The organism is Microcystis sp. MC19, from assembly GCF_003019735.1.
Taxonomy (GTDB): Bacteria; Cyanobacteriota; Cyanobacteriia; order Cyanobacteriales; family Microcystaceae; genus Microcystis.
Window position 1 is genome coordinate 4,232,166 of sequence record NZ_CP020664.1, and the last position, 14,436, is coordinate 4,246,601.

Annotated in this window: 12 protein-coding genes; 8 read left to right on the plus strand and 4 right to left on the minus strand. The window is 40.8% G+C overall.

What is annotated here, in order from left to right:
- The first annotated feature begins 40 nt into the window (after positions 1-40).
- Together B5D77_RS27470 and B5D77_RS21485 are read left to right on the plus strand one after the other, a co-directional pair.
- Positions 41-586 (plus strand): hypothetical protein, encoded by a 546-nt coding sequence (locus B5D77_RS27470; protein WP_254053000.1) that lies wholly within the window; start codon positions 41-43, stop codon positions 584-586.
- Positions 586-1,128, plus strand: a complete 543-nt coding sequence (locus B5D77_RS21485; protein ID WP_253257759.1) for an MAE_28990/MAE_18760 family HEPN-like nuclease — start codon at positions 586-588, stop codon at positions 1,126-1,128. Before B5D77_RS27470 ends, B5D77_RS21485 begins: the two co-directional genes overlap by 1 nt.
- 322 nt (positions 1,129-1,450) lie before the next feature.
- Here the strand turns inward: B5D77_RS21485 and B5D77_RS21490 are convergent, their stop codons facing one another.
- Together B5D77_RS21490 and rimO are read right to left on the minus strand one after the other, a co-directional pair.
- Positions 1,451-2,890: a DEAD/DEAH box helicase gene (locus B5D77_RS21490; protein ID WP_008198520.1), complete on the minus strand. Its 1,440-nt coding sequence runs from the start codon at positions 2,888-2,890 to the stop codon at positions 1,451-1,453.
- Between the two features lie 41 nt (positions 2,891-2,931).
- Positions 2,932-4,245 (minus strand): 30S ribosomal protein S12 methylthiotransferase RimO, encoded by a 1,314-nt coding sequence (gene rimO / locus B5D77_RS21495; RefSeq protein ID WP_106909616.1) that lies wholly within the window; start codon positions 4,243-4,245, stop codon positions 2,932-2,934.
- A 180-nt stretch (positions 4,246-4,425) separates the two neighbouring features.
- Between rimO and btpA the strand changes: the two genes are divergently transcribed.
- From btpA to B5D77_RS21525, 5 genes are all read left to right on the plus strand, one after another.
- Positions 4,426-5,277, plus strand: coding sequence for a photosystem I biogenesis protein BtpA (gene btpA / locus B5D77_RS21500; protein WP_008198523.1), 852 nt, complete (start codon positions 4,426-4,428; stop codon positions 5,275-5,277).
- A 177-nt stretch (positions 5,278-5,454) separates the two neighbouring features.
- Positions 5,455-6,441, plus strand: a complete 987-nt coding sequence (locus B5D77_RS21505) for a vitamin K epoxide reductase family protein (RefSeq protein WP_106909617.1) — start codon at positions 5,455-5,457, stop codon at positions 6,439-6,441.
- 109 nt (positions 6,442-6,550) lie between these two features.
- Positions 6,551-7,744, plus strand: a complete 1,194-nt coding sequence (locus B5D77_RS21510; protein ID WP_106909618.1) for a DNA methyltransferase — start codon at positions 6,551-6,553, stop codon at positions 7,742-7,744.
- A gap of 320 nt (positions 7,745-8,064) precedes the next feature.
- On the plus strand, positions 8,065-8,844 hold the full coding sequence (locus tag B5D77_RS21520) for a hypothetical protein (RefSeq protein WP_106909619.1): 780 nt from the start codon (positions 8,065-8,067) through the stop codon (positions 8,842-8,844).
- 48 nt (positions 8,845-8,892) lie between these two features.
- Entirely contained in the window at positions 8,893-10,131 is a 1,239-nt protein-coding gene (locus tag B5D77_RS21525) for a DNA cytosine methyltransferase (protein WP_106909620.1), read from the plus strand.
- A 314-nt stretch (positions 10,132-10,445) separates the two neighbouring features.
- On the opposite strand, the gene B5D77_RS21530 is transcribed toward B5D77_RS21525, so the two are convergent.
- Together B5D77_RS21530 and B5D77_RS21535 are read right to left on the minus strand one after the other, a co-directional pair.
- Positions 10,446-10,754 (minus strand): PIN domain-containing protein, encoded by a 309-nt coding sequence (locus B5D77_RS21530; RefSeq protein ID WP_369751897.1) that lies wholly within the window; start codon positions 10,752-10,754, stop codon positions 10,446-10,448.
- Between the two features lie 84 nt (positions 10,755-10,838).
- The gene (locus tag B5D77_RS21535; protein WP_002776915.1) at positions 10,839-11,060 is read right to left on the minus strand and encodes a hypothetical protein; all 222 of its coding nucleotides are present in this window, start codon (positions 11,058-11,060) and stop codon (positions 10,839-10,841) included.
- A 989-nt stretch (positions 11,061-12,049) separates the two neighbouring features.
- Between B5D77_RS21535 and B5D77_RS21540 the strand changes: the two genes are divergently transcribed.
- Entirely contained in the window at positions 12,050-14,233 is a 2,184-nt protein-coding gene (locus B5D77_RS21540) for a PEP-CTERM sorting domain-containing protein (RefSeq protein WP_106909621.1), read from the plus strand.
- The last annotated feature ends 203 nt before the right edge of the window (positions 14,234-14,436 follow it).

The window sequence follows — 14,436 nt, forward strand, 5'->3', positions numbered from 1 at the left end:
TTTTTTATCTTATCAAGAGGTGCGTAATTGTCTTTTGATTATGCTAGATAAAAGCCTATATAAGTGGTTAGAAGACTTGGCAGAAAATGAGAACTTTAAAAATTGTATTTCCCTATCCGAGCGATTAAGACAAGAACGCTACGACTTGGAACTAATTCTTAAATATTTTGCCCTGTCTTCTCCCACATTTGGTCAAACATCATTGAACAAAAAAGAGGTTAATGAATATTTGACTGACTATTTGATAAAATTATGCAATTCCATCACTTTTGATCGTGTGTTAGAGCAAGAAAAATTCGCTAAAATGTTTTTATTGCTTGATCAAGCGACGAATGAAGATACTTTTACCAAATATGATGAAACAAGATTCAAGGGGAAATTTCTCGATTCTGCTTATGAAGCGATCACTACAGGATTACGAGAAAATATTGATGATTACTCTGCTCAAGATATTGAACTGCTAAAAACAAAAATTCAGGAAATGTGGTCAGAATCTGACTTTATTTCTAACATCGGTACAGGATCGAGAGCTAGAACTAGAATGCACAAAATGATTGAATTTGGCAAAAAATATTTTAAAAAGTAATGAGTAAAGATAATAGAACTATCGAAATTCTCCAGAAAAACTTAGATGAAGATATGGCATGGCGAATCAGAGAACTTAGTATTTTAAAAACTAAAATTCCTCCACAAAAAGGAACTGAGCAAGATGTATTAATTAGAGCCGGAATAACCACTCTCTATGCCCATTGGGAAGGTTTTATTAAATATGCAGCAGAATGTTATTTGCAGTTTGTTTCCTTAAGAAAATTAAATTATCATGAACTGGATTACTGTTTCGTTGCCCTTAGTTCTAGAAAATCTATAAATGAGTTAATAAAAACCAATAAATTTAAGTTACAAAAAGAGATGATCAAAAATTTACTTGATAACCTAGAAAATAGAGCTTATATACCCTACGAAAATATTATTAACACCAAATCTAATCTCAATTTTGAAGTTTTCACTGATATCTGTACTATTCTAGGAATTGATGATAGTGATTATCAACTGAAGCAGAAAGCTATTGATGAACAACTTCTCACCCAAAGAAATAAAATTGCTCATGGAAAGTATTTAACTAAGTAGGTGGGTGGAATTAAATATAAAATGAACGTAGGTTGGGTTGAAGCATGAAACCCAACGCCCGCATGGGTTACGCTACCGCTAACCCATCCTACAAATAATTGTGCCTACCTACTTATCGATTATGAAGAATACATCAGTATTTATAATTTAGTAATTGAATTAATCAGAAATTTTAAAGATGATCTATTAAATGCCGCCGTGACAGAACAGTATAAAAAAGTCAAAAGTATATAGGGTTAATAAGCTATTATAAACATAAAAAAAGTTGATAGAACCAAAACGGTCTATCAACTCTTAAAATTATCTATTCAAGAACTAAAAATTAACGTTCTTGAAAGACGATTTTTTTGTCCAGGGAAGGACGGTTATTCGACTTAGAGGGATACTTATTACCACCACTGCGGGGAGTTTTATTAATCACAGGTTTACTGCTGGCCGCTGCGGGAACTTCCCAATCGGTTTTCATCCACTGGGGACAATTTTGATCGTAGATCATTTGCAGGGCAGCAGCCGCGATCGCTTGGGGATCGTATTCTTCACTTAAATCCCGCACTAAAGGCAAGAAAGAAGCCATCCGTTCCCCCGATAAAGCCTCTTTTAGCTGATTTTGCAGCTTGGCCAGACGTTTTGCTTCTACTTCGGTCCGACTAGGAATGGGACTAGATTCCAGACGTTGACGCAGACGCTGTTCAATCTGACGCAACAAACGCCGATCGATCGGTTCTACTAAGGATATAGCAGTTCCTGTTTTACCAGCGCGGCCGGTGCGGCCAATGCGGTGAATATAGGTTTCGGCATTATCTGGCAGATCATAGTTAATAACGTGGCTGAGATTTTCCACATCTAGACCGCGGGCCGCGATATCTGTGGCTACCACTAATTTAATTTTGCCCTCGCGGAAACGTTGCACCAGTCGTTCCCGTTGCACTTGGCTTAAGTTACCGTGGTATTCATCCACCGTTTGCCCCGCTTCTTGCAGTTTGCTGGTTAATTCGGCCGCGGTTTGCTTGGTGCGGACGAAAATAATCGCCGATTCTAGGGGTTCGATCTCTAACAGGGGTTGCAGGACTTTTAATTTCGTCCAACCGCGAGGGATCAGATAAATTTTCTGCTCGATCTTAGCAGGAGCGGCCTGGGGTTGAGAAACCGTCACAGAAACGGGAGATTTCAAGAAATTAGCGATTAAATCGCGGATTTCCCGGGGCATAGTTGCCGAGAAACAGGCGGTTTGACGGGTGGAGGGGGATGCTTGCAGAATTTTCTTAACATCATCGATAAAACCCATACTGAGCATTTCGTCCGCTTCATCGAGGACTACCCAGTTTAGGGATTCTAGATGGAGTTTTTTGCGATCGAGCAGATCGATTACCCGGCCCGGAGTCCCAACCACAATCTGGACACCTTTTTCCAGACTGCGGATCTGACGTTCCATGGATTGACCACCACAGACTGTCAGGATAAAGAGACGACGGTCATCAGAGAAATCCTTGATGGCGCTGGCCACCTGTTGGGCTAATTCCCGGGTGGGAGTGAGGATTAAAGCTTGAACGTTAGGATTTTTGGTGTCCATGCGTTCCAGTAAAGGCAGGGAATAGGCGGCGGTTTTGCCGGTTCCCGTTTGCGACATTCCTACCATGTCATGCCCTTCTAGAAGGAGAGGGATGGCTTTGGTTTGAATTTCGGTGGGGGTGGTGAATCCAAGCGTTTCTAGGTGTTGAAGACGGCTATCGGATAAACCTAAATTGTTGAAACCAGTGGTCATAGGGATTGTTTTGTGGGAATTAAATTAGAAAAATGGAAAAATTAGACTATTTCGCCGTAGAGATCGTAGGTATCGGCCGAAGTGATTCGGACCTGCACGATCGCACCTAGAATCGCCTCCCCTGTCACATAAACCAAGCCATCCACTTCCGGGGAAAAACGAGCGGAACGCCCGATTAATTCTCCTGTTTCCGGGTTTTCCTGTTCGATGAGAACATCGACAGTGTGACCGATATAAGCTTGATTTTTGCGTTCCGAGATCGGTTGCTGAGTTAACATCAACCTTTCGCGGCGTTCTTCCATAATTGCCTGTGGCACTGGATTGGGCAGGTCAAAAGCGGCTGTACCTTCTTCGGCGGAGAAGGTAAACACCCCGACGTGATCGAACTCATGACGCTTGACAAATTCCAGCAGATGGCTGAAATGTTCCTCGGTTTCTCCGGGGAAACCGACGATAAAAGTCGTTCGTAAAACCGCGTTCGGGATAGCTTGCTTGATCCGCTCGATAATGCCATCGTTGACTCGTCCTTGCCAGGGACGGTTCATCGCCCGCAGGATGTGGGGATGGGAATGTTGTAGCGGCAAGTCTAGATAGGGTAAAACATTCGGGGTCTCTCGGATCGCCTCGATAACCTTTGGCGTTAACCCGGTCGGGTAAGCGTAGTGAACGCGAATCCAAGGTATATCGACTTCTCCCAGCGCTCGCAAGAGTTCCGCTAATTTGGGTTCGCCATATAAGTCTAACCCATAATTGGTTGTTATTTGCGAAATGAGAATTAATTCTTGGACTCCTTGGCTGGCCAATTGTCGCGCTTCGGCCACAATCGACTCGATCGAACGGGATCTTTGATCGCCGCGCAGGTGGGGAATAATACAGAAAGCACAGCGATAATCGCAGCCTTCGGCCACCCGCAGATAGGCGACTCCTTCGGTAGTGGTGCGATAACGGGGCAGATTTTCATCGGCGATAAAAGTGGGATCGGTGCTGACTTCTTTGACTCGTTCTCCCGTCTCTACCCGTTCGACGATCTCGACGATTTTCTGATAATCCCCTGTACCGACAATGGCCACGGCTTCCGGCAATTCCGTCAGCAGTTCATCTTGGAAATGTTGGGCCATACAGCCGGAGATAATAATTTTTTTATTAGCTTCCGCCAGTTCCACGAGGGTGCGAACGGATTCTTCTCTAGCTGCTTGAATGAAACTACAGGTATTAACGATAACGTAATCGGCCAACTCCTCGTCATTATCTACGGGATAGCCGGCCTTGGCCAGCAGTCCTAACATATGCTCGGAGTCGATCCGGTTTTTCTCACAGCCCAGGTGTGAGATAGCGATGGTTGGCTTATTGCCCATGCGATCGAGTATCAACCAAATCTTAAACTTATTTAATGTTAAGACATTTTAACGGATTCCGGACTTGATAAAATCATTAGCAGTTAAAATAATTTCCCCCCGGGGGCCCGTGGCTAGGCCTTCACCCTGTTAAAATGGGTGGGCGGCGCATGGTTGGGTACGCTAAGAGTAGTAGACGCTGTGAACTTAATTGCAACTTTCAAGACAAAAAACCCGATTATTGGCGTGGTTCATCTCGCCCCCCTGCCCACTTCCCCCCGTTGGGGTGGTAGTCTCAAGACGGTGATCGAGCGGGCTGAACAGGAGGCGACGGCTTTGGCTGCCGGTGGTGTTGATGGTTTGATTATCGAGAATTTTTTTGATGCCCCCTTTACTAAGCAACAGGTGGATCCAGCCGTGGTTAGTGCCATGACTTTAATTGTTGATCGCATTAAAAATCTGGTGGTCTTACCGATTGGTCTTAATGTTCTCCGCAATGATGCCCATAGTGCCTTAGCGATCGCTACCTGTGTTAATGCCCAATTTATTCGGGTTAATGTGCTAACGGGGGTTATGGCCACTGATCAGGGCATTATTGAGGGTCAGGCCCACGAACTCCTGCGTTATCGCCGCGAATTGGGGTCTGAGGTCAAAATTTTAGCGGATGTTTTGGTTAAACACGCCCGCCCCTTGGGAACCCCTAATCTGACCACGGCGGTGCAAGATACGATCGAACGGGGACTGGCAGACGGGGTGATCCTCTCTGGTTGGGCCACCGGTAGCCCCCCCAGTTTTGAGGATTTGGAACTGGCAGTGGCGGCGGCCAAGGGAACACCGGTTTTTATCGGCAGCGGGGCTGATTTGGACAATATCGGGCAGTTGCTGCCGGCTGCCGATGGGGTGATCGTGGCTAGTTCCCTCAAGCGTCATGGCAAAATTACTGAACCGGTGGATCCGATCCGGGTGTCGCAATTTGTGGAAACGGCCCGGCAGATCAACGATCAAAAGGCAAAAATTAATAATTCTCTGCCTTCTTTGCCTCTGTCCACATAACCCCTTGCTAGAATGGCGAATAGTTTCAGGGGATAGCTATCCTAAGTTTTTAGGAATTGAAAATGTCCTAATTAACGCGATATCGTTACGGAATTTTTCCTTTCGACAAAGTACATTTCGATTTACCTCCTGACTTCTGACTCCTGAATTCTGCTGTAATTTAATCTAAATAATATTATGCGTCGTCGTTCTGTACCTTGGATTCATCGCTACTCCCGGCCTCTAATTGGGGGCGTTTCGATCGTGGGGGCGATTCTGACTGGCTATTTAACCATTACCAAACTGACGGGAGGGGCTGCGGCCTGTACCGCCGGGGCTAGTGATGGGGCTGGTTGTAGTGGTGTTCTTAATAGTCCCTACGCTACGGTTTTCCGGCTGCCCTTGAGTTTGTTCGGTTTTTTGGCCTATATTGCCATGGCGGTTTTTGCCCTCAGTCCTCTATTTATTAATGGGGAAACTCAGAAAAATCTCCGCAAAAGTTTAGAAAATAATACTTGGTTATTGCTGTTAGCGGGGGCGACGGCGATGGCGGTATTTAGTGGTTATTTAATGTATGTTCTAGCCACGGAATTAAAGGAATTGTGTCCCTACTGCATCACTTCCGCTTTGTTCGCTTTAACCTTATTAATTCTCACAATTGTCGGTCGCGAATGGGAAGGTTTAGGACAAATTATACTGCCGATGGTTGTAGTGGCAATGATTACTTTTGTGGGAACTTTAGCGGTTTACGCAGGAGTAAATTCCCCCACGGTCGCAGGAGGAAAAGAAGAAATTACCCGGCCAATGACAGCGGCTAAACCTCCCTACGGTTGGGAAGTAACCACGGTTTCGGGAAAAGCAGAAATCGCCCTGGCTAAACATTTAAAAGCAATTGGTGCGAAAGAATACGGGGCTTTTTGGTGTCCCCACTGTTACGATCAAAAACAGTTATTTGGTAAGGAAGCGGGAGAAATCCTCAAAAAAGAAGGGGTTTATATCGAATGCGATCCCCAAGGGGTTAATGGTAATCCCCAAGCTTGTCGCGATGCCGGAATTAAAGGTTTCCCCACTTGGATTATTAAGGGTCAAGAATATTCGGGAACCCAAAGATTAGAGAAATTAGCGGAGGTTTCTGGTTATACCGGCCCGATGAATTTTAAATATACAGTTCCGGGTCGCAAGTAGGAAAATATTGAGGGGTTGAACTTTGTTCAGCCCCGACATTTTATAGTGTTTGTTCTCCAGATAAAGTAGAACTTTAATTTTGTTCTTAGCAAGAGAGGGAGATTGAAAGTTGCCAGATTTTGATCAACCTATACCCCAAGAAAAACTTGACATTATTGAGAAAACTAGAGCCAATTTATTTGTTTGGCGAGGTCAGTTTTCACCCCAACTGATAGAGACTATTTTAAGTTTCTATTGCCCATCTAATTCGGTCATCCTCGATCCTTTTGTGGGTAGCGGAACTGTTTTGCTAGAGGCAAGTTATTTATCCCTAGAAGCTTATGGATTTGAGATTAATCCCGCTGCTTATATCATGAGTCGTACCTATGAATTTATCAATGATTCTCAAAAAAAAGAAGTTCTTAAAAACCTGAGAAATATCCTCGATCAAGAATTTCCTTTGAGAATTTTTGAAGTCAGTGACCAAGTAGAAAATTTAGTAGATAAATTGCAAAATACTAGGAATATGCTACCGGATCGGTCAAAGGTTTTATTTGATGCTTTGGTAATCATTCTTGATGTGTGTAACAATAAAATTACTCAGGAATTTATTCAGAAAAAATTTTTACATCTTAGCAATATAATTACTAAGCTACCTTACTCTCAAAAGCCGATCAGGGTTGGATTATCTGATGCTCGTTCTCTACCACTAAAAAATAATCAGATAGATTTTGTTGTGACTTCTCCACCCTATATAAATGTTTTTAATTACCATCAAAATTATCGTCAATCTGCTGAAATATTAGGATGGGATTTACTCAAGATAGCCAAGTCAGAAATTGGCTCTAATAGAGCAAATAGGAGTAATCGTTTCTACACTGTAGTACAATACTGTTTAGATATGGGTGACATTTTAAAGGAACTGGCAAGAGTCAGCAAGCAGCAAGCAAGAATTGTTTTAATTGTAGGACAAGAATCTAACGTTCTTGGCGTACCTTTTTATAATGCTGATATTATTGAAAAAATAGGTATCAAAGCCAAACTATTTCAGAAAGTATTAAGACAAAAAAGAAAATTTAAGAATAAATTTGGTAAAGTTATTATAGAGGATATAATTAATTTTATCAACCTAAATAATCAAGTTAGCCAAGAGGTAATAGAACAAATTTCTAGAGAGGTAGCATTCGAGGTATTGGAAAGCAGTAGGCTTTTTGTGTCTTCAGAAAACCAGCTATGTTTAGAATCAGCAATTGCCAAAGTCAATAATATTCAAAGAACACCAATTTTAGATAAGAGATTATATATTGACCCTGTTAATATTTAATTTTAACGAATTGAAAAGATTTGATGCTTTTTCACAATTTATTGACTATTGCTATAGTTGTAATTAAACAGTAAACAATCCCAACCCAGCAACTAACTAGGGTCTGCTGAAAAAGTTTTCCCTGGGGGCAGGGTGTGGGGTGTGGGGTGTGGGGTGTAGGGTTTTACCGATTTTCAGGTGGTCAACTACCTAATTTTCAGGGAAAAAGTACCTGAATTTTCCCCTCAATCACTCCAATGGTCGGCACTTTTTGAGGTCAAAAAAGTCTAAAAGTATTATCCAACAAGGTTTTTATATTTATTCAGCAAACCCTAACTATAATGAGCTATTTATACTCTTATCGCCATAACTTGACCCAATTATTAGAAGAAATTAATTTACAGAAACCTTCGATCAAAATTCCTACCTTTGTTACTCATGACTTGGTAGATACTTATCAAATTTGTCGTCTAATTGATGATTTCATTTTTGAATATTTTCAAGAAAATAGAAAAACAGACACAGACATTGCAGACAATAGGGATCAAAAAATCGATGATGCTTTGGATGAGTTCCAGTCTAAAGTAGTTGAAAAAATCCTGAAAGAAAAACAGGATTTTAAAAATATATCTCTCAAAAAGAAGAAAGGATTTAAAAATATTTTTGAGTTTGCTCAATGTGAAAACTTGTACTTATCGAATAAATATGTCAATCTTATCTCGGAAAGTCTAGGTCATACTTTAGAAGAAATTGCTTCTATTAGTTCACAGGTTTTTGTACCAGAAAAAATTCTAAATTTTAAAATCAAAGGTGTGGATTTAGTAGTTTTTAATCAAGGAATAATCAAATACACTCAATTAAAAACTAAAAAAGATACTCTTACTGGTAGCCAGAGTGATCGGAGTATCAATGAATTAAAAATACATCCTAACTCAGTTTTTGCCGCTGCTTTAGATATGGGCAATTCTTGGACAATTAGCAAAACCAAAGCTAAAGAGAATAATATTGAGCTATTAGCAGGGCAAGCTTTTTGGTCAATGTTGGACTTAGATTATGAAACTATCCTGAATAAGTTAAAGATGACAGTCAGGAAAATCGAAAAAAAACTTTATCAAGTTTAGCTACTTTGATGTATAATAGAGAGGTAGAGAAGTTGCTAATTATTGGTTATGACTCAGGTAAATCTACAAAAAGCCGCTAATATTCTCGGTGTAACTACCGCAGAAATACTAACATGGCAAAAGAAAAAATTAATCAAAGGTCAGAAAATCAATCAAGTTGATTGGTTATTTGATCTCGAGCAATTAACCAATCTTAAAAATAACCAATCCCCCAGAGAATTGAAAATCTTACAAACTGTTGAGCCAACTAATTACACAGTTATTGAATTATTTGCTGGTTGTGGTGGTATGGCTTTAGGTTTAGAAAATGCGGGACTAAAAACGCAATTACTGGTGGAAATTAATCAAGATTGTGTTAATACTTTAAGACTTAATCGACCGCAATGGAATGTTATAAATCAAGACATAAAAAAGATTAAATTTTCCAATTTTAGAGACAAAATAGATATTGTAGCTGGAGGTTTTCCCTGCCAACCTTTTAGTTATGCTGGGTTAGGAAAAGGATTAGAAGATTTGAGAGGAAGCCTATTTTTTGAATTTGCTCGTTGTTTACAGGAAGTGCAACCTAAAATCGCTATAGCCGAAAATGTTCGAGGATTATTAAGCAATAAAAAAGGAGAAACTCTGCAATTAATGCTGGAAGCTTTACAGGAAATCGGTTATTATGCTGCTTATCAAGTTTTATCGGCTCAATTTCTTGATGTTCCCCAAAAAAGAGAAAGATTAATTATTATCGCCACCCGTCAAGACCTAAATATTAAACCCATTTTTCCCCAATATAAAAACTATACTATTTCTCTGAAAAAAGCTCTAGAGAATTGTCCAAGTTCTCCAGGAGTAGAATATAAAGAAAGAAAAAAAGAGATTATGTCCTTAGTTCCCGCAGGAGGAAATTGGCGGAATTTGCCGATGGATATTCAAAAAGAATATATGAAAAATAGTCTCAAAAATCACGGCGGACGGACAGGATATGCTAAAAGATTATCCTGGGATGAACCGGCTTTAACTATTACCTGTAGTCCGGCACAAACCCAAACAGAAAGATGCCATCCCCAAGAAACTCGTCCTTTGACTGTGAGAGAATATGCACGAGTGCAGTCCTTTCCCGATGATTGGCAATTTACCGGTAATTTAACCTCTCAATATCGACAGATTGGTAACGCGGTTCCCGTGAATATGGCCTATCATCTTGGTGGCTGTTTAATTAATATGTTGCAAGGGGATTATATCGGGGAAACACAGCCAAAAACCGAACAGTTAAGCATTCCGGGGTTAGAAGTTAATTAATTTTGACTAAAAGTAAATAGCGCTTGCTGAATAAATGTGAAATGTAGGCAAGGTAAGGGTTTTAGGGATCGTCGCCCGTACTTTTTCAGCAAACCCTAACTATTCGTAATCACTGACACGCAAAAACTATTGATTTAGGATAAGTAGGGAGGCACAATTATTTGTAGGATGGGTTAGCGGTAGCGTAACCCATGCGGGCGTTGGGTTTCATGCCTCAACCCAACCTACGTTCTGACACGCAAAAACTATTGATTTAGGATAACAAATACAATTATAATACTTTTGAATCACCGATAACTGTTTCAGTTTTATTGTTAGATGGTATAGGGAATCTCAATAAATGGATGTTGATTGAGATCAAAATCTTGGGTATTACGAGTGACTAATTTGAGATTATAGTAAAGGGCGATCGCTGCTTGAATGGCATCGGGCAATTTCCATTGAATAACCTTTTTGTTAGGCTGTTTGGTTGCCTTTTTTTTGATTTGTTCACGACGGATTTGAATGACTAAATCAGTGATGTTGATATCTAAATCTATCAGGGAAAAATGGCTTAACAACTCTCCTGCTTTGTCAAAGGAATTATCATCATCAAAACCAATGAGAACTTCGGCTTTAGTAATGACAGAAGTGAGCTTTTAGATAAACTGTAGCTTGGGTAATACCATTAAAATGGTCGATTAAAATACAGGAGTCTATTAATCGTTTCATATCCACTCCTCCCGAATTTTTTGCTGATATTCTAAGCCATCTCCTTTAGTCCAGATTGCCTGGGTTTTATCTAATAAGGCTTCAAAATCGGCTTCTGTCTTTTCATCCTCAACTACTTGAATGTTAATGGCTAACTTTGTTCCTGCTTTAAAGGGTAAGTTAGAGAGGATAATCTTCTGAGAATGATCGATGGTTAAATAGGTTTGATAACTATTCATAATTATTGACAAGCAAAAACTATTGATTTAAGTAGGTAGGCACAATTATTTGTAGGATGGGTTAGCGGTAGCGTAACCCATGCGGGCGTTGGGTTTCATGCTTCAACCCAACCTACGTTCATTTTATATTTAATTCCACCCACCCACTTAAGACAACAAATACAATTATAATACTTTTGATTTTTATATCTCGTTCCCAGGTTCTACCTGAACTAATAACTGTTCACTGAATCAAGGGTTCTCTCTGAATATTACTTTAAGGCAGAGCCTTAAATATTCTGTTCCAAGGCAGAGCCTTGGAACAAGAGAAAAACAAGAAAAAATTTAGGGTAGGGGCGAAGCATTCGGATAGTAAATTTACGGTTTCAGCGATAGGTTATTGCCCGAATGCTTCGCCCCTACAAGCATTATGGGTTTGATAACTATTCATAATTATTGACACGCAAAAACTATTGATTTAGGATAACAAAGACAATTATAATACTTTTGAATCACCGATAACCGTTTCAGTTTCATTGTTCTTAACAAAACTTAATATACTTCAATTTTCTCAAAAAAATTGACCCGCCTAACGGCGAGAAAAAAGTCAAAAAGGGGGAATAAATAATCAGTTTTTAATAACCAGATTTTGTATGACGGAGAGGAGTGTAAATATTTTAAAAATGTAGCTTAGAATACAGTTGTGGGGGGGGGGAATGTGTATCATTCCGCTATCTGCTATTACGGTTGGGTTGGGCTGTTGCTTGACTTGGACTACGGGATCGAGAAATGGAGGAGGCTACTTTGTTAGGATTTTACCGGCAAATAACTGGCACATTTTGTTACCTAAGTCAACTGCGATAGCTTGATGATTTGCCGAAACACTTGAGTCAAATTTCTTGAAAACTGAGGGAAACAAATTGATGCTGATGAGCAACAGTTTTCCAATCCAAAATTGAAGCGATGTAGTGCAACTTCAAAATTTTCAACAAATTATTAGGAGGTTATCAATGAATTCTCAAAACACTGTACGTCTTGGCTGGAGTGTAATGATTGGCGTAATTACACCTTTGATTGTGCCAAACTTAGCTGAAGGTGCAAATTTACGAACTCCTATGATCAAAGAAGGTTATCTTAGCTTCCGGCATTCTGGTCCGACATTTAATGGCGAAGAGCGAACTGGTTGGACGGATGTACGTCATCCTGCTTTAGATGGAACTGTTGACAATGTGCGGGGTTATGACTGGAGTGATAACCTAGTTAGGGTTTTGACACATAATGTGAATGCTCCAGGTGGGAACTCGAATGTAAATCCAGATCTCAGACGGCAAGATTTTGATGTTGCTAATGCGATCTACGCTCAGGCTGGCATCACAATTCTGCAAGAAAACAATATCACTATCCCCGGTAACGATATTGTCACCAGCATGATAATGCCGCCTGGCAGTCCTGTTGGAGGTTCGACAGTAGAGCCAAGCCTATCAATGCTTTTCGGAAAAAACCGTAGCGCCAATACTGACACTGTAAATCAATATTATGTTGATGATATTCCAGTAGCTGAAGGCTACACTTTACCTCCTATCTATGCTTCTCGAGGTGGATTTGCATTTGGTGGAAATAATACTAATCCACTTCCACCAGGAACTCCAAACTTCAACAATGGTTTTGCTATTGCTGATACCAGTCGTTCACTACCTAACGGAGGTTCATCTACTTTTGCTCATGAGCTAGGTCATTTTCTTATGGATGACAACCGCTTTACTTCTGGCGATCCCTTTCATTCTAGACTAGCTGATGACCTGATGAATGCCAACCCAGACGATCCGAATCCCACCGCTTATAAAATACAAGCAGAAATGTTTGGACTAAGGGAGCCAGGTCAGCGAATAGGAAACATTGGCACTAAAAGTCATTTTGGTGAAAATGTCACGAACTTGGCTGGTGGAGCAGCTATTACCCAGATCGAAGCTTTACACCGTAGCCCATTTGTTAAACGCGATGACAACGGCTTTACCCATGGAGATCGCGCTGATTTTGACTGGGTTGAAGACAATATACCCTTAGAATTAGCAACCCAAACTGGAGACAATCATTCTGGTATTGATTTTTTGACATGGGAAATTGCAAATATTGCCCCTTCACAACACCTATGGGAGCATCCCTCAGCTTCGACGCTTAACATCGAGCATCAACATGATAATTGGTTGACGGGGGATAGACCAGAGCTAACTCTCGGACGATTTAATGGTAATACATTTCAAATTGTCGATGTGATATCTCAGATTGCCCGTTATGCGGATATGGATGTTGGCGCTTCCGGTAATTGGTCTCCTCGTGAATCAGCCTTAGATTACATCATAGAGTTTTCATCTGATAGCATTAACTGGGTACGCGGCACGCTGAATTCAGTATTTGAGGATGGTTGGACTCTCGCTAGTAAAGCTGAGGACTATGTAGCTCGATGGTTTTCTGACGTACAGGCTAAGTTTGTACGAATTGCCGCTCAACCATTAGGAGGCAATCACGATGGAAATACCCAAATTGATGCCATAATTGCTGGTACAGCTAAAGACTTTGGAGATGCCCCTGATAGCTACAAGACCCTACTTGCGTCAGATGGCCCTCGTTATGACGAAGGTAATCTTCAAAGGCTGGGATCGCAATGGGATAGTGAAATTGATGGACAACCGACAATCCTAGCAGATGGGGATGACAAGAGTATCTTGGGAGGATTTCCTACCCCAGTTGATGATGAAGACGGCGTAGTCTTCGGAGATAGTTGGGTAGATGTAACTTTCAACATTTCTCGTCCAGATCCTAATCCTTATCAACTTCGTGCATGGTGGGACACTAATTACAATGGAGTCTTCGACCACACATCAGAACTCTACATTGATGATTTACTCACCCTAGCACCAGGCATCTTTACCAAGCGTTATAATCTAGGATTCAATCCCAAAGCAGATGGTCTTTATAGTCGCTTCCGCCTCACTTGGGACCCGTTAGATTTGGACGTGAAACCGTTTGGCGAATATTACTCTAAAGCAGACTGTAACACCACTGATGCAGCAGCAGGAAACTGTGTCTCTCACGGAGAAGTAGAAGACTACGTTCATGTTCCCGAACCCAGTTCTATCTTTGGACTTCTGGCTTTTACAGGACTCGGATTAATGGGACTTCGCAAGAAACGTTAATCCAATAGTTAGGGTTTGCCGAAAGAAGCTAGATACAATTGAGTAACGCACAGAAAACGGGTTTCTCGGAGAAACCCGTTTTCTATTCATGCAAAAGGCAAAACGGAGAATAAATATCAGTCTTTAATAACCAGATTTAGTATAACCACTTCTTGCATGAGTTCCTATCCTCAGCCTGAAATTGATTTTGTCCGATTTTATTG